The sequence below is a fragment of the Stenotrophomonas sp. CFBP 13718 genome, assembly GCF_014842145.1.
Lineage (GTDB): Bacteria > Pseudomonadota > Gammaproteobacteria > Xanthomonadales > Xanthomonadaceae > Stenotrophomonas.
Genome location: NZ_JACYVC010000013.1, coordinates 42257 through 64371, shown reverse-complemented (window position 1 = coordinate 64371; position 22115 = coordinate 42257). Strand labels below are relative to the sequence as shown.

The 22115-nt window shown below is 62.9% G+C and carries 20 protein-coding genes; 5 read left to right on the top strand and 15 right to left on the bottom strand.

Annotated features, from left to right (window positions below; translation table 11 throughout):
• Positions 1-83: 83 nt before the first annotated feature.
• Genes rfbD through rfbB form a run of 4 tightly spaced genes read right to left on the bottom strand, consistent with a single transcriptional unit; the run spans position 84 to position 3498 of the window.
• Positions 84-977: a dTDP-4-dehydrorhamnose reductase gene (rfbD, locus tag IFT58_RS16905; protein ID WP_192096258.1), complete on the bottom strand. Its 894-nt coding sequence runs from the start codon at positions 975-977 to the stop codon at positions 84-86.
• Complete coding sequence (gene rfbC / locus IFT58_RS16900) at positions 974-1531, bottom strand: dTDP-4-dehydrorhamnose 3,5-epimerase (RefSeq protein ID WP_192081135.1); 558 nt, start codon at positions 1529-1531, stop codon at positions 974-976. The genes rfbD and rfbC overlap by 4 nt, the downstream gene beginning before the upstream one ends.
• Positions 1528-2421 carry a glucose-1-phosphate thymidylyltransferase RfbA gene (gene rfbA / locus IFT58_RS16895; RefSeq protein ID WP_192081134.1) on the bottom strand — a complete coding sequence of 298 codons (894 nt, stop codon included), beginning with the start codon at positions 2419-2421 and terminating at the stop codon, positions 1528-1530. Before rfbA ends, rfbC begins: the two co-directional genes overlap by 4 nt.
• A gap of 21 nt (positions 2422-2442) precedes the next feature.
• Positions 2443-3498: a dTDP-glucose 4,6-dehydratase gene (gene rfbB / locus IFT58_RS16890; RefSeq protein WP_192081133.1), complete on the bottom strand. Its 1056-nt coding sequence runs from the start codon at positions 3496-3498 to the stop codon at positions 2443-2445.
• Positions 3499-3790: 292 nt separating this feature from the next.
• On the opposite strand from rfbB, the gene IFT58_RS16885 reads away from it, so the two are divergent.
• From IFT58_RS16885 to IFT58_RS16870, 4 genes are all read left to right on the top strand, one after another.
• Positions 3791-4537: an electron transfer flavoprotein subunit beta/FixA family protein gene (locus IFT58_RS16885; protein WP_192081132.1), complete on the top strand. Its 747-nt coding sequence runs from the start codon at positions 3791-3793 to the stop codon at positions 4535-4537.
• The gene (locus IFT58_RS16880) at positions 4537-5478 is read left to right on the top strand and encodes an electron transfer flavoprotein subunit alpha/FixB family protein (RefSeq protein ID WP_192081131.1); all 942 of its coding nucleotides are present in this window, start codon (positions 4537-4539) and stop codon (positions 5476-5478) included. The genes IFT58_RS16885 and IFT58_RS16880 overlap by 1 nt, the downstream gene beginning before the upstream one ends.
• 193 nt (positions 5479-5671) lie before the next feature.
• The gene (locus tag IFT58_RS16875) at positions 5672-6340 is read left to right on the top strand and encodes an NAD(P)-dependent oxidoreductase (protein ID WP_192096256.1); all 669 of its coding nucleotides are present in this window, start codon (positions 5672-5674) and stop codon (positions 6338-6340) included.
• Complete coding sequence (locus IFT58_RS16870) at positions 6330-7295, top strand: glycosyltransferase family 2 protein (protein WP_192081129.1); 966 nt, start codon at positions 6330-6332, stop codon at positions 7293-7295. Before IFT58_RS16875 ends, IFT58_RS16870 begins: the two co-directional genes overlap by 11 nt.
• A gap of 21 nt (positions 7296-7316) precedes the next feature.
• Here IFT58_RS16870 and IFT58_RS16865 read toward each other — a convergent pair whose 3' ends face one another.
• The 11 genes from IFT58_RS16865 to IFT58_RS16815 all read right to left on the bottom strand — a co-directional run bounded on the left by IFT58_RS16865 (position 7317) and on the right by IFT58_RS16815 (position 20856).
• Positions 7317-8156: a glycosyltransferase family A protein gene (locus IFT58_RS16865; RefSeq protein WP_192096254.1), complete on the bottom strand. Its 840-nt coding sequence runs from the start codon at positions 8154-8156 to the stop codon at positions 7317-7319.
• Complete coding sequence (locus tag IFT58_RS16860) at positions 8153-8629, bottom strand: GtrA family protein (protein ID WP_197974059.1); 477 nt, start codon at positions 8627-8629, stop codon at positions 8153-8155. The genes IFT58_RS16865 and IFT58_RS16860 overlap by 4 nt, the downstream gene beginning before the upstream one ends.
• A 2-nt stretch (positions 8630-8631) precedes the next feature.
• The gene (locus tag IFT58_RS16855; RefSeq protein WP_192081126.1) at positions 8632-10416 is read right to left on the bottom strand and encodes a hypothetical protein; all 1785 of its coding nucleotides are present in this window, start codon (positions 10414-10416) and stop codon (positions 8632-8634) included.
• A gap of 8 nt (positions 10417-10424) precedes the next feature.
• Positions 10425-14015 (bottom strand): glycosyltransferase, encoded by a 3591-nt coding sequence (locus IFT58_RS16850; RefSeq protein WP_192096252.1) that lies wholly within the window; start codon positions 14013-14015, stop codon positions 10425-10427.
• Positions 14015-15370: an ABC transporter ATP-binding protein gene (locus IFT58_RS16845; RefSeq protein ID WP_192081344.1), complete on the bottom strand. Its 1356-nt coding sequence runs from the start codon at positions 15368-15370 to the stop codon at positions 14015-14017. The genes IFT58_RS16850 and IFT58_RS16845 overlap by 1 nt, the downstream gene beginning before the upstream one ends.
• Positions 15360-16154 carry an ABC transporter permease gene (locus tag IFT58_RS16840; RefSeq protein ID WP_192081124.1) on the bottom strand — a complete coding sequence of 265 codons (795 nt, stop codon included), beginning with the start codon at positions 16152-16154 and terminating at the stop codon, positions 15360-15362. The genes IFT58_RS16845 and IFT58_RS16840 overlap by 11 nt, the downstream gene beginning before the upstream one ends.
• Positions 16154-17344, bottom strand: a complete 1191-nt coding sequence (locus IFT58_RS16835) for a cystathionine gamma-synthase (RefSeq protein ID WP_192081123.1) — start codon at positions 17342-17344, stop codon at positions 16154-16156. Before IFT58_RS16835 ends, IFT58_RS16840 begins: the two co-directional genes overlap by 1 nt.
• 126 nt (positions 17345-17470) lie before the next feature.
• The gene (locus IFT58_RS16830; RefSeq protein WP_188325979.1) at positions 17471-18841 is read right to left on the bottom strand and encodes a pyridoxal-phosphate dependent enzyme; all 1371 of its coding nucleotides are present in this window, start codon (positions 18839-18841) and stop codon (positions 17471-17473) included.
• A gap of 199 nt (positions 18842-19040) precedes the next feature.
• Positions 19041-19280: a YdcH family protein gene (locus IFT58_RS16825; protein WP_188325978.1), complete on the bottom strand. Its 240-nt coding sequence runs from the start codon at positions 19278-19280 to the stop codon at positions 19041-19043.
• Between the two features lie 323 nt (positions 19281-19603).
• Positions 19604-20488, bottom strand: coding sequence for an OmpA family protein (locus IFT58_RS16820; protein ID WP_192096250.1), 885 nt, complete (start codon positions 20486-20488; stop codon positions 19604-19606).
• A complete protein-coding gene (locus tag IFT58_RS16815; RefSeq protein WP_192081121.1) occupies positions 20488-20856 on the bottom strand; it encodes a DUF4398 domain-containing protein in 369 nt (122 codons plus the stop codon). The genes IFT58_RS16820 and IFT58_RS16815 overlap by 1 nt, the downstream gene beginning before the upstream one ends.
• Positions 20857-20982: 126 nt before the next feature.
• Between IFT58_RS16815 and IFT58_RS16810 the strand changes: the two genes are divergently transcribed.
• Positions 20983-22110 (top strand): PilT/PilU family type 4a pilus ATPase, encoded by a 1128-nt coding sequence (locus tag IFT58_RS16810; protein WP_188325975.1) that lies wholly within the window; start codon positions 20983-20985, stop codon positions 22108-22110.
• The last annotated feature ends 5 nt before the right edge of the window (positions 22111-22115 follow it).

The following is a 22115-nucleotide window of genomic DNA, read 5'->3' as shown; positions in this document are numbered from 1 at the left end:
TTATCCCCCGCGCCATTGGTGCGCCCCCTTGGACAACAAGGGGGCTTTACTCCAGACGCGGTGCGAACACCTACGATGCAGTATCAGGCGATTTCGCCAATCACCCGCTTCAGGCCGACCTGCCACGACGGCAGCACGATCTCGAAATCCTGCTGCAGCTTGCGATTGTCCAGCACCGACCACGACGGCCGCTTGGCTGGCGTGGGGTATTCCGAACTGGCAATTGCTTCAACGCTCGGTACCTTTGCCAATACGCCACGCGCGAGCGCTTCGGCAAAGATCGCCTCGGCAAAACCATGCCAACTGGTCTGGCCGGAAGCAGTCAGGTGCCACGTGCCGGACAGGGCACCGGAATACTGTAGTGCCTGCGTCGTGACATCGGCGATCAGCGCGGCGGGGGTCGGCGTACCGATCTGGTCCGCTACGACACGCAGCGCGTCGCGCTCTGCCCCCACGCGCAGCATGGTGCGCAGGAAATTGGCACCGTGCGAGGCGTATACCCACGCGGTGCGGAAGATCAGGTGCCGGCCGCCTGCAGCACGCACGGCCTCTTCGCCATCGCGCTTGCTGGTGCCATAGACACCCAGTGGCGCCGTCCGCTGATCTTCCCGATAGGGCGCCGTGCCTTCACCATCGAATACATAGTCGGTGGAGTAATGCACGAACGGCACGCCCGCATGGGCACACCAGCGTGCGATGACGCCAGGGGCTTCTGCGTTCGCGCGGAATGCCGCATCAACGTCCTGTTCTGCCTTGTCCACCGCCGTGTAGGCGGCGGCATTGACCACGGTGGATGGCTGCAGGCGATCAAGCAACGCGACCAGCGAATCAGGCTGGTTGAAATCTGCGACCTCGCACGCACTGCCATCCGGCAACACGCCGCTACGCGTTGTGGCCACCACGTCACCCAACGGTGCCAGCGAACGCAGCAGCTCCTGGCCTACCTGGCCGTTGCCGCCGAACACCAGGATCGTCATGCCTGGAACACCGGCAGGCGCTCTTCGGCGATGTCCTTCAGGAACGGGGCGGCTTCATCCTTTGCCGACAACGTCGGGTCGGAGATCGGCCAGTCGACCGCCACGTCGGCATCGTTCCAACGCACGCCGGCGTCGGCTTCCTTTACATACACGTCGGTGCACAGGTAGCTGAAGACCGCCCGCTCGGACAGCACGGCAAACCCATGAGCAAATCCCTCCGGGATCCAGAACTGCTTCTTGTTCTCCGCGCTCAGCACGACGGCTTCCCACTGGCCGAAAGTCGGCGAGCCGCGGCGGATATCCAGCGCGACGTCGTACACCTCTCCCTCCAGCACGCTGACCAGCTTGCCCTGCGGCCGTGGCCACTGGTAGTGCAGGCCACGCAGCACGCCCTTCGCCGAGGTGGATACATTGCTCTGCACAAATTTCGTCGGCAGGCCGTGCTGGCCGAACCGCTCGGCATTCCAGGTTTCGAAGAAGTAGCCACGTTCATCGCCGAATACGGCCGGCTCGATGACCACGCAGCCCGGCAGTTTGGTCTCGATGATCTTCATACAACACTTCCTCGGACGGCGAGCGCATGCAGGTACTGGCCGTAGCCATTCTTGATCAGCGGCGCGGCAAGTGCTTCCAGCTGCTCGGCATTTATCCAGCCGTTACCGAAGGCAATTTCCTCCGGACAGCACACCTGCAGGCCCTGCCGGGTCTGGATGGTTTCGATGAAGTTGGAGGCTTCCAGCAGCGATTGGTGGGTACCGGTATCCAGCCACGCGTAGCCGCGGCCCAACGGCTCCAGGTGCAGTGCACCCTCGTCCAGATAACGCTGGTTGAGATCGGTGATTTCCAGCTCACCGCGGGGTGAGGGCTTCAGTTCAGCAGCGTACTCACTGGCCTTGCCGTCGTAGAAGTACAGACCGGTCACCGCGTAGTTGGAACGCGGCTTGATCGGCTTCTCGACCAGGCCGATCACCTTGCCATTGTCGTCGAACTCGGCCACGCCGTAACGTTCGGGATCGTTGACCCAATAACCGAACACGGTGGCACCATCGGCACGCGCATCGGCCCGCTTCAGCACCTCTGTCAGGCCGTGACCGTGGAACACGTTGTCACCGAGCACCAGGCAGCTGGGCTTGCCGTCCAGGAAGTCACGGCCGATCAGGTAGGCCTGCGCCAAGCCATCCGGGCTTGGCTGGGCGGCGTACTGGATGTCCATGCCCCACTGCGAGCCGTCGCCCAGCATGTGCTGGAACAGCGCCTGCTCGTGAGGCGTGTTGATGATCAATACTTCGCGGATTCCGGCCAGCATCAACACGCTGAGCGGGTAATAGATCATCGGCTTGTCATAGACCGGCAGCAACTGCTTGCTGACGCCCTTGGTGATCGGGTACAGCCGGGTGCCGGAGCCGCCAGCCAGGATGATGCCTTTACGCTGCGTCTGCGTCATGGGTACGAGGTCCTTGTAGGCTCAGGCGGTGGTGCCGATGCGCTGCAGGCGATAACTGCCATCCAGCACGCCGTTCACCCATTCCTGGTTGTCCAGGTACCAGTCGACGGTGAAGCCGATGCCCTGCTCGAAGGTGTACGCCGGCTCCCAGCCAAGCTCGTCCTTCAACTTGGAGGCGTCGATCGCATAGCGTCGGTCGTGGCCGGGACGGTCGGTGACGTAGGTGATCTGGCTGCTGCGCGGCTGGCCGTCATCACGCGGACGACGTGCGTCCAACAGCGCACAGATGGCCTGCACCACTTCAATATTCTGTTTCTCGGAGTTGCCGCCCACGTTGTAGGTCTCGCCGACGCGTCCCTTGGCCAGCACGGTACGGATCGCTTCGCAGTGATCGGACACGAACAACCAGTCGCGCACCTGCTTGCCATCACCGTATACCGGCAGCGGCTCACCGGCCAGCGCCTTGGCGATCACCAGCGGGATCAGCTTCTCGGGGAAGTGGTACGGCCCGTAATTGTTCGAACAGTTGGTGGTCAGCACCGGCAAGCCGTACGTATGGTGGAAGGCGCGCACCAGGTGATCCGACGCGGCTTTGGACGCCGAATACGGCGAATTCGGCGCGTAGGGGGTCGTTTCGCTGAACTTGCCGGTCTCACCAAGCGTGCCATACACCTCATCGGTGGACACATGCAGGAAGCGGAACGCCTCACCCTTGTCGGCCGGCAATGCCTTCCAGTAATCGCGCACCGCTTCCAGCAGGCCGAGCGTACCCACCACATTGGTCTGGATGAAGGCGCCTGGGCCGTCGATCGAACGATCGACGTGGCTTTCGGCAGCAAAGTTCAGCACGGCATCGGGCTGATGCTCTGCAAGCAGGCGGGTGACCAGGGCGCTGTCGCCGATATCACCTTCCACGAACACGTGATCGGGATTACCGTCGAGTGTGGACAGGGTCTTCAGGTTGCCCGCATAGGTCAGGGCATCGAGATTGATGACCTTGACGCCGCGTGCGGCTGCCTCGAGGACGAAATTACCGCCAATGAATCCGGCACCGCCGGTGACAAGCCATGTGGGCACTACCTGTTCTCCTATTGAGGGGTTGCGTGTCCGGGCCTCCATGGCCCGACCAACTCATCCTCAAAGGATACAACGCCACTTACCGTAAGACGTGCTCGGAGGATGAATACGCCGGTCATGCCGCAATGCAATATCGGGCGCCTCACCATACGCATTCGCATGGTAGCCAATCGCCAGTTAGAATCGGGACCCAACCTCCGAACCGGTTGCTGCTTCCAGGACCGGAAGCCGACCGGAAGTTCCCTTGACTGCAAGCCGGCCAGCGACCGGCACTATAAGGATCCTGTAGCAGATGAAAATCCTCGTCGCATACAAGCGCGTGGTGGACTACAACGTCCGCATTCAGGTCAAGCCGGATGGGTCCGGCGTGGTGACTGACGGGGTCAAGCTGTCCCCGAATCCCTTCGATGAAATCGCACTGGAAGAAGCCCTGCGCCTGCGCGACAAGGGCATCGCCAGCGAAGTCATCGTTGCCACCATCGCCCCGGCCGATGCCCAGCCGCATCTGCGCAACGGCTTGGCCATGGGTGCCAATCGCGCCATCCACATCGTCACCGACCAGGCGATCCAGCCGCTGACGGCGGCGCGCGCCCTGCTCAAGCTGATCGAGAAGGAGCAACCCGAGCTGGTCATCCTCGGCAAGCAGGCCATCGATGATGACGCCAACCAGACCGGCCAGATGCTCGCCACGATCTGGGGCCGACCGCAGGCGACCTTCGCCAGCAAGCTGGAGATCGCTGATGGCAAGGCCACGGTGACCCGCGAAGTCGACGCCGGCCTGGAAACGCTGGAAGTGGATCTGCCGGCCGTTATAACCACCGACCTGCGCCTGAACGAGCCGCGCTTCATCAAGCTGCCCGACATCATGAAGGCCAAGGCCAAGCCGCTGGAAACCCTGCAGCTGGCCGACCTCGGCGTTGAAGCCGTCGATACGCTGAAGACCACCACCTATGCCGCACCTGGCAAGCGCAGCAAGGGCGTAATGGTCAAGGATGCCGCCGAACTGGTGGCCGCACTCAAGCAGAAGGGGTTGCTGTAATGAGCAGGATTCTCGTCATCGCCGAGCACCACGACGGCAAGCTCAACGCCGCCACCGCCAAGACCGTCAGCGCTGCTTCGGCCGTGGCTGGTGCTGAGGTTCATGTGCTGGTGCTGGCCGCCGATCCAGCGGCCGTTGCCGCAGACGCGGCCAGGATCAGCGGTGTGTCCAAGGTGCTGACCGTGGCCAACGCTGCCAATGCCAACCCGATCGCGCAGGTGCTGGCGCCGCAGATCGCCAAGGCAGCAGATGGTTACAGCCATGTCTTCGGTCCGTCCACCACCTTCGGCAAGGATCTCATGCCCTGCGTGGCCGCCCTGCTGGGCGTCGCCCAGGTCTCCGATCTGATGTCGGTGGAAGGGAGCCATACCTTCAAGCGCCCGATCTACGCCGGCAATGCGATCATTACCGTCGAGGCGCCGGCCGACCAGACGGTGGTCGCGACCGTGCGCAGCGCCTCCTGGCCGGAAGCCGCTAGCGGCGGCAGCGCCAGCGTGGAAGCGCTGGCTGTCGAGGCGACCCTGCCGACCCATACCCGTTTCGTGGGCTTGGCCGCGGCCAGCAGCGACCGTCCTGACCTGCAGAGCGCCAAGCGTGTGGTGTCTGGTGGCCGCGGCGTCGGTTCGGAAGAGAACTTCAAGGTGATCTACCAGCTGGCTGACAAGCTGGGTGCTGCAGTGGGTGCCTCGCGCGCCGCCGTGGATGCGGGCTATGTGCCCAATGAACTGCAGGTTGGCCAGACGGGCAAAATCATTGCGCCGGAGCTGTATGTGGCAATTGGCATCAGTGGTGCGATCCAGCATCTGACCGGTATCAAGGATGCTGGTACCATCGTCGCGATCAACAAGGATCCAGATTCGCCGATCTTCGAGATTGCGGATATCGGACTCGTTGGCGACCTGTTCACGCTGCTGCCGGAGCTGGAAGCCGCCTTGGGTTGAAGGCCGGATGATACGATCGGGCGCGGCCTCGCCGCCCCCGATCGATCATGCCCACAGGCAGTACGCCAGCTGGCGTCTGTTTTCTTGTCACCGGCCCCATGGGCCTGAACCTCATGGATGGCCCTAAAATGCAGATGACCTCCACCACCCGCTGGCCCGAGGCCCTCACCAGATGATCGTCGGTTCGGGACTGGTGGCCCGCGCGTTCGCACAGCGCTACGCAAAGGACGATTCGACGGTCATTTTCGCCTCCGGCGTCTCCAACTCGAATGAGAAAGACCCAGCGGCATTTGCGCGCGAGCACGACATGCTGGGCGGCTACCTGGCCGATGGCCAGCGGCGGCTGGTCTACTTCGGCAGCTGCAACGTGGTCAACGCCAAAGAGCACTCAGTCTACTTCCAGCACAAGCGGGAAATGGAAGCGCTGGTCATCGGTTCCGGCCGCGGCACCGTACTGCGCCTGCCGCAGGTCGTAGGCCGTACGCTCAACCCGAATACCCTCACCAATTTCCTCAGGGACTGTATCCTGCAGGAACGGCAGCTGACGCTGTGGGCAGGGGCGCAACGCAATCTGATCGACATCGACGATGTCGCCGCCATCGCCACCCATATCCTCGATGGTGCCCCGCCGCCGGTGGTCGCCATCGCTTCACCGTGGTCACTCCCGATGCCCCGCATCGTCGACCTGTTCGAGCAGGTGCTGGGTCGCAGCGCGCGCCGCGTGCTGGTGGACCGTGGCGAAGCAATGGCGATCGACAGCACGCTGTCCGAGCAGGTTGCTCGAGACATCGGAGTCGATTTTGGGCCAGACTATCCACTCCGCGTGATCCAGAAATATTACGGCGCCTGCCATGAAGCCTGAACTCTCCATCGTCATTCCTGTCTATGGCAGTGCCTCGATCCTGCCGAGCCTCGTGGCCCGCTTGGAGGAAGTGCTGGTACCTGTGCTGGGCGTAGACGGCTTCGAAGTAGTACTCGTACACGACGCCGGCCCCGACAATGCCTGGCATGTCATCCGCGACGAAGCCCGCACGCGTCCGTGGCTGATCGGCGTGGACCTGCGTCGCAATGCCGGCCAGCACAATGCGATCATGGCCGGCCTCGGCTTCGCACGAGGCCGCTACATCGTCACGATGGACGATGATCTGCAGCACGATCCGGCCGACGTTCCACGCATCCTGCAAACCCTGCGCGATGGCGCCGACCTCTGTTACGTACAGTTCGAAGGCCGCAAACATGCATTGTGGAAACGCGCAGGCAGCCGGTTCAACGACATGGTCGCCGCACGCTTGCTGAAGAAGCCGGAGGGCTTGTATCTGTCGCCTTTCCGGGGTTTCGTGCGTGAACTGGCTGAAGAAGCCCGGCGCTACGAGGGGCCCTTTGTCTATCTCGACGGACTGTTGGTGCAGAGCACCAGCCCCAAACGCATCGCAACCCTTCTCGGCCAGCACCATGCGCGAAGCGATGGCCACTCTGGTTATAGCCTGAGCAAGTCGATTTCGCTCTGGCTGCAGATGGCGACCAGCTTTTCCATCGTACCGTTGCGCTTTGTCTCGCTGGCCGGCGTGCTGGCTTCGTGCGTGGCATTCCTGCTGGCCGTGGTAGTGCTCTGGCAGAAGCTGCACAGTCCGCAGATGCCGGTGGGCTGGCCGTCGCTGATCATCACCATCCTGTTCATGGGCGGCCTGCAGTTGCTGGCACTCGGCGTCATCGGCGAGTACACAGGCCGCGTGCTGCTGAACATCAACAACCGCCCGCAGTACATCATCGGACGCACGACCAACGTGGAAGGCCGGGACGAAGACGATCGCCCCTGAACCGACGGCATGGCCGTAACCTCAGGCCGTGCCCATCCGGCGTCCCAGCCACAGGTAGGTCAGGCGCCTTGCGTGCGCCATCAGCCGCGCTTTCAGGTTCCCCACGCGCAGCGTCATGGGCGACAGCAGCTTCGGATCAGCCGCAGCAAGCGCGTTGTGGAATTCAATTGCCTGCTGCGCCTGATCATTCATCAGTCTCACGCTCCACTGTCCTGCATTGATGCGGAAACTGGCCAGGCTTTCGCGCAATGCCACCATATCGCCCTGCAGCATGATCGCCGAATAGCTCGCCTGGTCGATCAGGTAAGGATGTGCGTTGTCCCAGCCTCCGGCCTGGACAAGCAGTTCCCGCCGAAACATCACGCAGCCGGGCTCACCGAAGAGGTTGGTGCCGGCAAGCACCGACGCGCGCACTGCGTCACGCCCACGCACCAGTCCCTGAAGTGAACCGAGGCCACGCGCGGCGATCACTATCCTGCCTTGCGCGTCCACAAGGTCGCGCTTGCTGGCGACCAGCACCGCTGACGGGTACGCATCAAGCGCCGCGACTTGGCGGCTGAGGGCATTGGGAGCAATCAGGTCGTCGCCGCAGACCAGCTTCATCAGCTCGCCGCGCGCCGCCATGCTGACCCGGTCCCAGTTGGCTTTGGCACCGCCGCCGGTGGGTGTGGGCGTCAGAATGCGAACCTTTGGATGATCGGCATAGCGTTCCAGCAACGTGTCGGTACCGTCGTTGGAGGAATGATCAGCCACGACAAGCTCGAAATTGTCATAGTCCTGCGCAAGGATCGAGTCCAGCGTCTGCGCCAGGTATTCGACGTTCCGGTATGCCGGCACGACGACAGAAACACGTGGGTTCATTCCTTTTTCTCCGCAGTGGGTGGTTCGGATCGTCGCCGGAACGAGAAATGCTTGTGGCCGATATAGTTGAAGACCACCACCAATACCGTGATCCCGATCTGGGTGGGGATGGCCGGCAACCCGAGAACATCGGCAAGCAAAGCCAATGCTCCGATGTTCAGCAGCAGGCTGCCGACATTGACGCTGCTGAAGCGCAGGAAGTCACCCCAGCCATTGCCGGTGACCCGGAAGACCAGCCGCCGGTACACGAAGAACACCAGCACCAGGGACACCACCCAGGCAATGCCCAAGCTGACCACTGACGGCACGTCCGGCCCCAGAAGGAGCACCAAGCAGGCAAACAGCGCCGTGCTGAACGCGGTGTTGCCACCTCCCACCAGAAGAAACAACACCCGCTGGTCCTTGATCAGACGCTGCAGCGGCCCCGGCGCGCCCGTTGCGAACGGTAACGCACCCTTCTTTTTCCCGGCCACGGTCACGGCACCTCGCAGCTGACCGAGAAGCCGGTCAGAAGCACGCCCAACTCGCGACTGTCGCTGCTTCCCGGCTGATCGCGGATGGGAATGATGACCGGGTCGACCGCAAGCTGGGCACGCTCATTGCCCACGCGAGCGCGCGCCGCCTGGCCTGGCTGTATGGTCAGAACATCTTCGCTGCCCGCTGCCGTGCTGATACGCACACGACGTTCGGATTGACCCTCGGGCACATACAGTTCCGCGAAATAGGCGCAGCCGCAGGGCGGAAGCGCAAGCGACGCGTTCGCGCCACTCCAGCGCGCGGCGCCTTCAGCCGCGTGCCAGCCTTGCGTGTACTCGATCTTGCGCGTGGAGCACTCGGTCACAGCGCCGTCGGCGTAAAGCGCCAGATGACGCTCACGCATGACGTTGGCGCCCTTTCGCCCGTACTCCAGCTGCGCCTGCAGCAGGCTGGCGGCGGCATCGTCGGGAACGCCCCGCAACAACGCCTTGTTCATGGCCGCGAAGATGCTTTCGCGGAAGGGACTGGCTTTCCACTCCTGGGCATAGGTGAGCATCTGGGTTACCAGGACGCCCGACAACAAGGCCCCCACCAGCACGTTCCATCCGACTGCGCGCCGGGGTGCAGCCTGCAGTTCGCGTGCGGCGAGCCAGATTACCCCCACGAGGCCCAGCACCAGGTCCATGTAGTAACGCGACGCCATCACCCCGAACGGGCCTTCAACACCACGCGCCAATGTCAGCGAAGCGGCAATCAGCACACCGTAAAGGACCAGCAGCAGCGGCAATCGCGATCCCGGCGCACCCCGGCGCAGCCAGGAAACGGCTGCGACCGTGCCGACCACCAGCAGGATGCCGCCCAGCACGGCGATGGTCACTAAAGGCAGCTTTCCTCCCAGCAGGACCGCTTCGCGGTATCCCAGCGTGGAGCCCATCGCATACAGAAGCAGCACCGGCGTATCCATGCCGACGTTGAGACCATTACGGGTGGACGCATCGGTGACCGATCCGCTGAGCAGGTAAACCACCATCGAGATCACCACCGCCGCGCTCGGAAGAACCCCGGTCCAGCGTCCTTCAGCCCTCCACGCTGGCAGGAACGAGAACACCTGAACGATCAGCACGGCCCCTACGAAGGCATAGTTCCAGCCCATGCCACACACCAGGACGATCACTGGTGCAGCCAGCACGAGAGCCACCAACCACACCGCTGGACGGCGCGAGCGCCCGGAAAGCAGGTGGGCGTGGCCACAGAAGAATCCAACGAACGCAAGATTTTTCGTCCATAGCGGCAGGCCGAGATCGAGGGTCAGCAATTCGTAGCCGGCCCAGCTGAAGCACAGCGCCGCCACGATCACCATCACGATCACATTCAGCGCCGGACGCTGCGGGCCGGGCTGGTGTCGCATGTCAGCCATCCAAGACATGCACAGGCACGCCGCGACGGCAGAGATCACAACGCCGGTCAAGCGATTGGCAAGCAGTACGTCAAGATCAAAAAGGCTGACGTTCGCCCATAGGAACAATTGGTTCACGAATCCGCGGTGCGAGGACCCTCCCCAGAAGTCGAATGTCGAAAGCCGTCCCGCCTGCCATTGGTCAAGCTGGAACAGCAGACGCAGCGAGTCCATGTAAAGCGCATCGGGATGCGCCCGGTTGAGGATGACCTGATGGATGGCCGCGAACACGGCCACCACGGCCATCACCAAGGCGACGCTACGCCACTGTCGTCCCCGGGTATCGCCTGCCCCCGGTTGCATGCGCTGCGCGGAGGTTCCGCTCATCGAAGGCCTCACTCTGCCAGCCCGTCGCGTTGCATCGATGATGACAGCACCCGCCACAACGCCTCACGCGAGTATTCCTTCTCGATGAATGCCTGTTCCGCTGTCGAAACCCGCTGCCAGAGTCCGTCATCGCGCAGCAGCGCGACGATATGTGCGGCCATCGCCGCCGGCTCGTCCGCGACCGGCATGAAGGCCCCGGCGCCGGCGAGGCCCTGCATGCCCACCGACGTGGTTACGCAGGGCACGCCATGGCGCAATGCCTCCAACACTTTGCCTTTCACGCCACCGCCGAATCGGAGCGGAGCAACGGCCACGCGCGCGTTGGCATAGAAAGTTTCCAGACGGGCATCACTGACATAGCCGGTGACCTCGATCTGCTCGGAGGCCAACGCCTGCACTTCAGGGCGTGGATTGGAACCCACCAGGCTTACTCTCACTGCCGGAATCTCGCGCACGACCAACGGCAGGACGTCGTTGACGAACCACAGCGCGGCATCGACATTGGGCGCATGTGCAAAGCCGGCTACCAGCAGGACGTCCTGCCGGCCCTGCGGTGATGGCACCACACCGGAATGTTCAAAGGCATACAGAGGAATGGTTTCAGCACGGCTGGTCGAAGCCGGCGCCTGCTCGGCCAGCCATTGGCGCACGTGACGTGTTTCATCATCCGACGGATAAAGAACGACGTCGGCCTGCTGCCAGAGTGCATGCTCGAAACCGCGATAGCGCTCGGTTTCCCGTTCCAGTTCCTCGTCGGGTTTCAACCGCAGGTGCTGCTGCATGCGCAGGTGATGGATGTCGTGCCCGTAGTAAACCAACGTGGCCGTGCTGCGCCGCCGGACACTCTCCACCAGTTCAATGGAAATGTGCGGACGGTTGAGGATCACTACATCCAGATAGTGCCCATTGGCCTCCATCCAGGCATCGAACCCGGCCACGCCCACACACTCGGCACCATGCATTACTTCGATACCCAAACGCTGCAACGGCAAGGCGTACTCGGCATCGTGGTAAGCGTTCGCTGGCCAGAAAGTGACCTGGCATCCTTCCTGCACCAGTGTGTGCAGCACCTGGCAGGTCGCGCGTGATCCGGCATCGCGGTCCGGCTGCGGAATGTAATGATCGACCACCAATACATGTCGCTTGGTGCGCGAACGATCACGGGCAAGGAAGACGTTCTCGGCATTCGGGAACTGCGTCTCCTGCAGCGTCGGACCCCAGCGCTCAAGGAACTTGTCGCGGTTGATCGCCTGCCAAGCCTTGACACCGCTGGCCTCGTCGGTGCCGCTGGAGACGCCCTCGTAATGCACCACCACCGAGTCCGGCTGCATGTAAACCTTCAGGCCGTGTGCACGCACACGGAATGCAATGTCGGTGTCTTCGTAGTACGCAGGCGCGAAATGCTCATCGAAACCACCAAGTTCGCGGAACAGATCCAGTGGCAGCATTATCGATGCACCGGACACATAGTCGGCTTCCTTGAGGTAGCTGTACGCCGGGCGCGAGGGATCCTCGAGGCGCCCGAAGTTCCAGGCACTGCCATCGGCCCACACGATGCCCCCCGCTTCCTGCAACCGGCCATCGGGGTAGACCAGCTTCGAGCCGACAAGGCCGGCATCAGGGTGCGACTGGAACACATCGACGAGAGAATCGAGCCAGCCCGGAAGGACTTCGGTGTCATTATTGAGAAAATAGACGTAGCGCCCCTTGGCCAACGTCAATGCCTGATTGCAGGACCGCAGGAAGCCGAGGTTCTTTGGGTTGGCGTGATAGCGCAGCCCCGGGATTGTCCCCAGTCCGGCGATCCGCGTATCGCCCGACGCGTCCTCCAGCACAAGGACTTCGAACGACACGCGCGCGCCAGCCTTGGCAATGGATGCCACGCAGGCAAGACTCTGCTCAAAATTGCCGTAGGTCGGTATGACGATGCTGACCAGCGGATCGGCCACATCGGCGAAGCTTATGCTCTCCAGGACGTCCTGAGGGTCATGCTTGATATCCTCCAGCAACAGCCCTTCAATCGGTGTGGGGCCAGTTTCGCTTTGCTTGAGAAGCATGCGCTTTGCCATCGGCACCAGCGGCTTCAGCAACGGATGCTGCGCCAATCCGGATTCACGCAATGATTGCAGCACCATGCCCCACTCGCCGCGCAGCACGCGCCCGCTGAAGCGCAGGGGCTTGGTGATACGCCAGGAACGCGAGCTGAGCAGCGAACCGGTGAGATCCTGGAGTGCCTGCAGCTCCTCGCGATACGACGACAGCAGACTCGACACATCTGTACCACCACTTTCATCGACCTGGCGCCGCCCCGCGAGGTTGACGCCTGACTGCTGGAGCAGCTGATCGATGTGATTGTAGCGTTGCCGCAGTTCAGCACGCGCCGCATTGGTCAGGCCGGAAACAGCCGTCATCTGTGCCTGCAGATGGTTGCGAACGTCCCAGACTTCAGCCATGGCCGACTCCAGGCGTGCGGCCCGCGCCTTCTCATTGTCCAGCCGCTGTTGTAGTCCTGCGATGACGGCCCGCTGCTCCCGCTCATGCTGCTGCAGTCCTGCGATGACGGCCTGCTGCTCCCGCTCATGCTGCTGCAGTCCTGCGATGACAGCCTGCTGCTCCTGCTCCTGGTGCTGCAGTCGTGCGACAGCGGCGCGTTGCTCATGCTCCTGCTGCTGCAACCGCGTTACGACGTCATGCTGCTCGCGCTCCTGCTGTTGCAGCCGCTCGGTAGCGGCCAATCCAGCCTGCTCCAGCTGGTGATGCAGTTCAGCCACCATGCCCTGTTCGCGCACGACATGGCCACGTAACGAGTCGATCTCGGCATTCTGGGCCTGGGCCCAGCGTGCGACTTCATGATGGTGCGCATAGAGGTCTTCCTCTTCGGCATACAGCACCGACGCCGCCAGCTGCGGCAGCAGCGAAGCATCGGCCGCAGCCACCACCACGAAATAGACGGCATCGGGAATCTGCGCAGTGCGCTCCTGGATCCCTTCCCCGGTATCGGTGAGCGCCTGGTAGACGGCCTGCGGCGGGCCCGCCTCCAGTTCAGTGATCGTGGAACAGACCGACATTCGGTGGCCGCACATGCGCAGTGCCGGGAAATGCCGCCCGACCAGTGAATGGAACTCCTCCAGATAGAGTTCCTTTACGTGGTACTCGTTGTGGTAACCCGCACGATCGGAATAGACCTCCTTGTTGGGCGAGGACATGACCATCACGCCATCCGGCCGCAGAACGCGGCGGATCTCGGACATCATTTCTTCCTGCTCGTAAAGGTGTTCGATCGTCTCGAACGACACCACCACATCAACGCTGTCATTGGGAAGCGGAATAGCGGCTGCAGACCCCTGCAGGTATTCGAGGTTCGCTACGTCGGCATAGCGCTCGCTGGCATGGGCAACCGCATCATGCGAGATATCGACGCCGCGCACCGACCGTGCGCGGCTGGCAAGCATGGCGCTGCCGTAGCCCTCGCCACTGGCCACATCCAGCACGTCCTTCCCTTCCACCAGTGGCAGGCACCAGGCATACCGGTGCAGGTGCTCCTGGCGGATGACACCATGTTCTGTAGGGACGAATCGTTCGCCGGTGAACTCGATCATCAGGGTTCCTTTTTGACATCGATGGCAAGCATGGGAAGCCCCACGAGGCCGAAACGCATGGTCTCGTCGATCGCGCGGAACTCCAGCGCGTCATGAATCCAGTGCTGTTGGGTATGGTCGTGCTGGTCGCCGGAAGCCACCGCTGCATCGATCATGTAAGAGCCGGAGGGCATTACCGGCATGCGGAAGAGGAAAGATGCAACGACCGACTCGCCGGCGCGCCCGCCCACCGGCGCGCCCTTGCAGGCGAAATAGCTGTTGTCCCCGAACAGCCGTTGGCCGAGCCGGTCCTTTACGTAGAAACCGACGATGACGCTGTCCAGCGACTGCACGAGCTCAACCCGGATGCGCAGGCGCACCAGCTCGCCGCCCTCGGCCATCCCCAGCGGGGCGCCCTGCTCGTCGGTGAGCGATACATCGACGATGCGCGCCCCCTGCGCACCGAATTCCTGCCCCACGTTCTCCGGGTCGAATTCGAAAAGTGCGATCCGGTTGCTGACGCCCGCTTCGCGCAGCGCGTCATGGCGGAAATCAGGAAGGTCCACTGCCAGCCTGCGCACCTTCTTTTCGATCTTCACGTCCTCGGCACCGGCTTCGCGGCGGCCGACGACGTGTTGTTCGGTCATGTACGCCTCGATCACTTCCTGCGACGTACCGGACAGGCGCATCTGGCCATTCTGCAGCCATATCGCGCACTCGCAGAGGTTGGTGACCGCCGCCGCGTCATGGCTGACGAACAGGAGCGTGCCGTTCTTCTGGAACTCGCGCAGGAAACGCATGCACTTCTGCGAGAAAAAGGCATCGCCGACGGCGAGGGCTTCATCGATGATCAGGATATCGGCATCGACGTGGGCGATCACCGCGAACGCCAGGCGCACCGACATGCCGCTGGAGTAGCTGCGCACGGGCTGGTCAATGAATTCGCCGATGTCGGCGAAAGCAAGGATGCTGTCCATGCGCGCTTCGATCTGGGACCGGGTCAGGCCCAGGATCGTGGCGTTGAGGTACACATTTTCACGCCCGGTGAACTCCGGGTTGAAGCCACTGCCAAGCTCCAGCAGTGCGGCCACACGGCCCTTGACCGTAATGTGGCCTTCGGTCGGATTGAGGGTTCCAGCGATCATCTGCAGCAACGTGGACTTGCCCGAGCCGTTGCGGCCGACGATGCCCACGGTCTGCCCCCGACGAATCGAGAAGCTGACCCCGCGTAACGCCCAGAAATCCTTGTAATAGGATTTACGCTTGCCGGCCAAGGCTTGCAGCAGGCGATGCGAAGGACGTTCGTACATATGATACGACTTGCCAACGCCCTCCACGTCTATGACGACGTCGGTGTCGATTTGCTCAGAGGACATCGGCAAAACCCACCCGCAGTTTGTTGAACAGACGATGGCCCAGCAGGGCGACAACGCACGCAATGACAGAGTAGATGCCGAGTCCAGCCCAATTGGGCATCCGGCCCCAGATCACTACCTCGCGAACCTGATCGATGATGAATGTCAGCGGGTTGAGTTCGAACACGATGCGGTAACTCTCAGGCACGGATTCGACCGGCACGATGGCGGATGACAGGAACAGCATGGCTGCTGCTATCACGCCGGCAATCTGGCCGATGTCACGCAGGTACACACCCAACGACGAGACGATCCAGCCGACGCCGACCGTCAGGATCACCAGCGGCATCACCACCAGCGGAAGCAGTGCCGCAGTGGCTGGGACACTGCCCTTGATGAAAAGGTGCAGCAGGAGCAGCACCACCATGTTCATCAGCAGGTGGAACAACGCCGAGAAAGTCATGCTCCAGACGAGGATGTCCAACGGGAACACCACCCGCTTCACATAGCCGGTATTGGAAATGATCAGCTGCGGCGCGCGGGTGAAGCACTCCGCGAAGAAACCGTGCACCGTCAGACCCGCGAACAGAATCAACGCGAAATCGGTGGTCGAGCCGCTGGAACCCGGCCAACGCCCTTTCATGACGAAGCCGAATGCCAAGGTATAGACCAGCAACATCAGGAAGGGGCTGATCAGCGACCACAGCAGGCCAAAGCTGGCGCCGCGGTAGCGGCCCAGGACTTCACGCTGGCTCAGTTCAAAGGTCAGCAAGCGGTGCTTGCCGAATACAGAGAAAATCCCCATCAACCAACCTTCTGCGTCAGCGCCTGCTCCAGATCTACCATCAGATCCCCCAGATCCTCAACACCAACACTCAGCCGCACCAGCCCCGCACTGATTCCCAGCGTTTCCCGCCGTTCAACCGGAATCGAGGCATGCGTCATCACCGCAGGATGGTTCACCAAACTCTCCACACCCCCCAGCGACTCGGCCAGCGTAAACAGCTCGGTGCGCTCGCAGAACCGCTTCGCCGCGTCGAACCCGCCCTTCAGCACGATCGATACGATGCCGCCGTAACCGTTCATCTGTGCAGTAGCCAGTTCGTGCTGCGGATGACTCTTCAGCCCCGGATAGATCACTTTCTCCACCGCCGGCTGGGTTTCCAGCCACTGCGCCAGAGCCATCGCGTTTGCGCAATGCGCCTTCATACGCAGCGGCAGGGTCTTCAGGCCACGCAGGGCCAGGAAGCTGTCGAACGGCCCCTGCACCGCTCCAATGGAGTTCTGCAGGAAGGCCATCTGCTCGGCCAGCTCGGTGTTGTCACCGACCACCACCATGCCGCCCACCATGTCCGAATGGCCATTGAGGTACTTGGTGGCCGAGTGCAGCACCAGGTCCGCGCCGAGTTCCAGCGGGCGCTGCAGCATCGGCGAGGCGAAGGTGTTGTCGACCACCACGATCAGCCCGTGCTTTTTCGCCACGGCGGCAACCGCCGCGATGTCGACGATCTTCAGCATCGGGTTGGTGGGGGTTTCGATCCACACCATCTTCGTGGCCGGCGTGATCGCTGCCTCGAAGGCCGCCACGTCGGTCAGGTCGACGAAGCTGAAATCCAGCCCGGCGGTGCGACGACGCACGCGTTCGAACAGGCGGAACGTGCCGCCATAGATGTCATCCATCGCCACGACATGGCTGTTGGCATCCAGCAGTTCCATCACCGTGGACGTGGCCGCCATGCCCGACGCAAACGCGAAACCACGCGAGCCGCCTTCCAGCGAGGCTACGCACCGCTCGTACGCAAAGCGCGTCGGGTTGTGGGTGCGCGAGTACTCGAAACCCTGGTGCTCGCCGGGGCTGCTCTGCGCATAGGTGGACGTCGCATAGATCGGCGGCATCACCGCGCCCGTGCTGGGGTCCGGCGACTGGCCGCCATGGATGGCCAGCGTGGCCAGTGACAACGCACGCGCGTGGGCGGGCTTGGACGAATCGGACATTAAGTTGATTCCTGCAGGGCGCCCAACACGGTCGCCATCAAGGGGTCGGGAGTCTACCAGCGTGGGCTTAACGCCCATTGACACGGATAAACGCGGATTCAGAGGCCAATTCCAGCAAACGTCGCGTTACTGAACGCGACGGCGCAGGTAATTCAGCAGATCGATGCGGGTGATCAGGCCAAGGAAGCTGTCACCGTCCATGATGATCGCCACCTGGCCGCGGTCGAATACCGGCAGCAGGGCCTCGATAGGCGACTTCACATCCAGCCGGTCCAGCTTGCTGACCATCGCGGTGGAAACGGTATCGCGGAAGCGCGCTTCGTCACCGTACACATGCAGCAGGACATCACTTTCATCGACGATGCCCACCAGCGTGTCACCGTCGACGACCGGCAGCTGCGACACGTCATACAACTTCATGCGCTGGTAGGCGGTGGTCAGCAGATCATTCGGACCGATCACTACGGTATCGCGCTGGCCATACGGGCGCAGGATCAGGTCGCGCAGGTCGCCATGCTGCGGGCGCTCGAGGAAGCCGTTGTCCAGCATCCAATAGTCGTTGTACATCTTCGACAGATATTTGTTGCCGGTGTCGCAGACCAGCACGAGAACCCGCTTCGGCGTGGTCTGCTCCTGGCAGTACTTCAGCGCTGCCGCCAGCAGAGTGCCGGTGGACGAGCCGCCCAGGATGCCCTCCTTGCCCAGCAGCTCGCGTGCGGTGTGGAAGCTTTCCGCATCGGTGATGGCATAGGCCTTGGTGACGCGGCTGAAATCAGCGATCGACGGCAGGAAGTCCTCGCCGATACCTTCGACAAGCCAGCTGCCGGACTTGTCGTTGAGCACGCCATCATTGATGTATTCCGCCAGGATCGAGCCGACCGGGTCGGCGAGCACCAGCTCGGTCTTCGGCGACAGCGTGGAAAACGCGCGCGACAGACCGGTCATGGTGCCCGAGCTGCCACAGCCGAACACGATCGCGTCCAGGTCGCCGTCCATCTGCTCGAGGATTTCCGGGCCGGTACCGAACTCATGGGCCGCCGGGTTGTCGGGATTGCCGAACTGATTGATGAAGTACGCGCCCGGAATCTGGTCAGCGATGGTCTTGGCCAGGTCCTGGTAGTACTCCGGATGGCCCTTGGCCACGTCCGAACGGGTCAGGCGCACTTCAGCGCCCATGGCCTTCAGGTTGAAGATCTTTTCCCGGCTCATCTTGTCCGGCACCACCAGCACCAGCTTGTAGCCCTTCTGCTGCGCCACCAGCGCCAAGCCCAGACCGGTATTGCCCGCCGTGCCCTCCACCAGCGTCGCGCCCGGCTTCAGGTCACCGCGCTGTTCAGCCGCCTCGATCATCGACAGGCCGATGCGGTCCTTGATCGAGCCGCCCGGGTTGGCGCTTTCGAGCTTCAGGAACAGCTCGCAGACACCGGTATCCAGACGCTGGGCCTTGACGATGGGGGTATGGCCGATGAGATCGAGGACGGAAGCATGGATGGGCATTCGGGGGACTTCAGTTCGCGCCGCGCAGGGCCGGATACTGGATTATCCGCTGGTTGACCGCGAATGTCAGGGGGAATGCACCAAGCCCCAAGTGACGCGGACGACATGGGCCGACGAGGAGGCCCAGGCCGCCCGCGACAGGGAACGGCGATGTTCTTACATGGCGGGCCCGTGGCCTGCCTGCTTGCTGTGGGTCAACTCAATGCGCGGGGGAGGTCTGTGATTGCACGGGGGTCTCCAGCATGCGCTGCAGACGTTGCTTGGCCAGCAGCTTTTCCCGCTTCATCCGGCCCAGGGTGATATCACTGACTGCCATAACGCCGAGCTCGGCATCCATGCATTGGCGATTCAACTTCCGGTGTTCGTCATGCAGGGTCCGGAACTCCGGATCGCGCGCGCGGCGGGCTTCGATCTCGCTCTGGGACTGATCTTCAAACATGATGTACCTCCTTCAGCTGGAACACGAACGCCCCGGCCTTTCGGCACAGGGCGTCGATTGAGGGAAGGAAGGCGGGCGCGTGCAAGGCCACGTCCTGCAAGGCGTTCCACACTGGCCCGTGGAAGTCTGCCTGCGCTGGTTCGTGCCACGATTGCATCGGCCCGGCCCTCCTTTCTGTCCGGTCCGCCGAATGCGTCCCGGACAATTGACCCTACGCTTGCCGAAGGGGGCCTTCAAGCCCCTCGCGACAAATAGCCGGGTCGGGGCGACGAGCGGTTCAGGATGTAGTGAACCCGCTCGCATTTATTAACGAAAACAATACTTTAAGGTGAAACAATCACCTCGACGGAACGCGCTCGCGTGGATGCAGCCTTCTTGCCGACGGACTGGATGCGATTGCCGGCGACGCCTGCGGCAACCAGTGCGTCGCGCACCGCGTCGGCACGTCGCTGACCAACGCCGTTGGCACTGTCGTAGGCCTCGATGCGCACGCGGCCCTTCTTGCCGATGTTCAGGTACTCGGCGAGTGCCTTGGCTTGGTTCTTCGCCCCGTTGGACAGACTGGCCTGACCGCTGGCAAATGCGTCGCCGGTCAGCGTGAAGATCTCACCCCGGCTGTCGAACTTGCTGCCCGGCAGCTTCTGGCCGGACACCAGCTCCGCTTCCTCGCGTGCCAGCTTGGCCGCGTTCTGCTGCGCCGCGCTGAGGCGCTGCTGCTGCTTGCCGGCCACGCTGGTCAGCGCGTTCTCCGCATCCTGCCGGGCCAGCACCTCACTCTCAGCAGCGAGTCGCAGCCGTTCGGCCTCCTCCGCTTGGATCTGCGCCTGCACGCGCAGACGCTCGGCTTCCTGCCGCGCACGTGCCGCTTCCCGGCGGCTCGCTTCGATCAGCATGTCGCTGCGGGTGCGTTCCAGCCGATCCACTTCGCGCTGGGCCAAGGCCGCACGCACCGAAGTCTCGGCGATCTCTACCCGCCGCTCGGCCAGATACCGGGCAAGCTCCTGGTCGCGGCGCTTGGCGGTATCGAGGGTGCTGATCGCCTGTTGCGCCTGCATGCGCTCGAACGCGCCCAGATTGGCCGTGTCCGGATTGGCCGAGATCGCCATCAGGCGCTGGTTGAGCTGCAGTACCGCCGGATCGTCGGCAGCAACGGCCGACAGGGGCAGGGCCAACAGCCCCGCAGCCAAGTACATCGAACGTGCGCGCATCAGCGGTCATCCCCGGTTTCCAGCTGGCGTTGCAGCTGGGTGACTTCATTGCGGCGCAACTGCAGCTGCGCGGTGGCGGTGGCTTCCTCGCTGCGGACGCGGGCCAGGTCGGCATCCGCGGCCACACGCAGGGCCATGGCGGGCGCGTTCTTGCGCTCCCGACGGTCGCCTGCCGCACGTTGGGCCTGCTCCAGGCCCTGTCTCGCCAGGTTGATCAGATCGGGGGCGTATTGGTCGGCGTCAGCCTGGGTGGCCTTTTCCACCGCTTGCCGTGCCTGCGCCAGTTCCAGCGCGCCGTCCTGAGCCAGCGCAATGGCCGGGGCAGAGAGTGCGAATGCCAACGCCGTCACATACAGGGCGTGGCGCATTTGTGCGAAGCTACGTCGATTCATTTGGGGAGGCCGTGCCGATGATTGTGCACGGCCATTGTCGTCAAGCCGACGGCATGCTTGCAACTTAGGCCGTCGGCGACTCGTTTTTGGGGAAAAACGCGTATGGATATCGGCTACTTCCTGAAGCTGATGACCGAAAAGAATGCTTCGGACATGTTCTTGACTACCGGTGCGCCGGTCTACATCAAGATCGAGGGCAAGCTGTACCCGCTCGGCAACACCGGCCTGCCGCCCGGCATGGTAAAGAAAATCGCCTACTCGCTGATGGACGAAGGCCAGGTGCCTCAGTTCGAACGCGAGCTGGAACTCAACATGGCGATTGCCCTGGCGGACACCGGGCGCTTCCGCGTGAACGTGTTCAAGCAGCGCGGCGAAGTCGGCATGGTCATCCGCGCCATCCGTAGCCGGATACCCAGCATCGAAGAGCTGAACCTGCCGCAGGTGCTGAAGGACGTCATCATGACCCCGCGCGGCCTGGTCCTGGTGGTGGGGTCCACCGGGTCGGGCAAGTCCACCTCGCTGGCCTCGATGATCGACCACCGCAACAGCACGACCACCGGGCACATCCTCACCATCGAGGACCCGATCGAGTACCTGCACAAGCACAAGATGTCGATCGTCAACCAGCGCGAGGTGGGGCTGGACACGCATGCCTTCAACAGCGCCTTGAAGAACGCCATGCGTGAAGCACCCGACGTGATCCTGATCGGCGAAATCCTGGATTCGGAAACGATGGAGGCGGCCATTGCCTTCGCCGAGACCGGCCACCTGTGCCTGGCCACCCTGCACTCCAACAATGCCGACCAGACGATCGAGCGCATCCTGAACTTCTTCCCGGAAAGCGCCCACCGCAACGTGCTGATGAACCTGTCGCTGAACCTGCGCGGCGTCATCAGCCAACGCCTGGTGAAGGGCAAGGACGGCCGCCGCCTGCCCGCTACCGAGGTCCTGATCAACACGCCGATGATCCGAGACCTGCTGCGCCGCGGCCAGGTGCACGAGATCAAGGCCGCGATGGAAGCGTCGCTGGAAGAAGGCATGGAAAGCTTCGACCAGTGCCTGTTCCGCATGGCGAAGGACGGCACCATCGAGATCGAGGAAGCACTGCGCGCCGCCGACTCCCGCGACGGCCTGGCCTTGAAGTTCCGCCTGTCCGAAGGCAGCGACGGCGAACACGACCCCTACGCCGACTTCTCCGAAGGCCAACCCAGCATCACCCACGGCTTCTGAAAAAG

What these genes read in the sequence shown, in the direction of transcription:
- IFT58_RS16835 (WP_192081123.1), bottom strand. Translation starts at nt 17,344, where the DNA reads ATGTCCGATTCGTCCAAGCCCGCCCACGCGCGTGCGTTGTCACTGGCC.
- IFT58_RS16830 (WP_188325979.1), bottom strand. Translation starts at nt 18,841, where the DNA reads ATGCCCATCCATGCTTCCGTCCTCGATCTCATCGGCCATACCCCCATC.
- IFT58_RS16850 (WP_192096252.1), bottom strand. Translation starts at nt 14,015, where the DNA reads ATGATCGAGTTCACCGGCGAACGATTCGTCCCTACAGAACATGGTGTC.
- IFT58_RS16855 (WP_192081126.1), bottom strand. Translation starts at nt 10,416, where the DNA reads ATGAGCGGAACCTCCGCGCAGCGCATGCAACCGGGGGCAGGCGATACC.
- IFT58_RS16825 (WP_188325978.1), bottom strand. Translation starts at nt 19,280, where the DNA reads ATGTTTGAAGATCAGTCCCAGAGCGAGATCGAAGCCCGCCGCGCGCGC.
- IFT58_RS16840 (WP_192081124.1), bottom strand. Translation starts at nt 16,154, where the DNA reads ATGGGGATTTTCTCTGTATTCGGCAAGCACCGCTTGCTGACCTTTGAA.
- IFT58_RS16870 (WP_192081129.1), top strand. Translation starts at nt 6,330, where the DNA reads ATGAAGCCTGAACTCTCCATCGTCATTCCTGTCTATGGCAGTGCCTCG.
- IFT58_RS16820 (WP_192096250.1), bottom strand. Translation starts at nt 20,488, where the DNA reads ATGCGCGCACGTTCGATGTACTTGGCTGCGGGGCTGTTGGCCCTGCCC.
- IFT58_RS16865 (WP_192096254.1), bottom strand. Translation starts at nt 8,156, where the DNA reads ATGAACCCACGTGTTTCTGTCGTCGTGCCGGCATACCGGAACGTCGAA.
- IFT58_RS16815 (WP_192081121.1), bottom strand. Translation starts at nt 20,856, where the DNA reads ATGCGCCACGCCCTGTATGTGACGGCGTTGGCATTCGCACTCTCTGCC.
- IFT58_RS16845 (WP_192081344.1), bottom strand. Translation starts at nt 15,370, where the DNA reads ATGTCCTCTGAGCAAATCGACACCGACGTCGTCATAGACGTGGAGGGC.
- rfbA (WP_192081134.1), bottom strand. Translation starts at nt 2,421, where the DNA reads ATGACGCAGACGCAGCGTAAAGGCATCATCCTGGCTGGCGGCTCCGGC.
- IFT58_RS16885 (WP_192081132.1), top strand. Translation starts at nt 3,791, where the DNA reads ATGAAAATCCTCGTCGCATACAAGCGCGTGGTGGACTACAACGTCCGC.
- IFT58_RS16810 (WP_188325975.1), top strand. Translation starts at nt 20,983, where the DNA reads ATGGATATCGGCTACTTCCTGAAGCTGATGACCGAAAAGAATGCTTCG.
- rfbC (WP_192081135.1), bottom strand. Translation starts at nt 1,531, where the DNA reads ATGAAGATCATCGAGACCAAACTGCCGGGCTGCGTGGTCATCGAGCCG.
- rfbD (WP_192096258.1), bottom strand. Translation starts at nt 977, where the DNA reads ATGACGATCCTGGTGTTCGGCGGCAACGGCCAGGTAGGCCAGGAGCTG.
- IFT58_RS16880 (WP_192081131.1), top strand. Translation starts at nt 4,537, where the DNA reads ATGAGCAGGATTCTCGTCATCGCCGAGCACCACGACGGCAAGCTCAAC.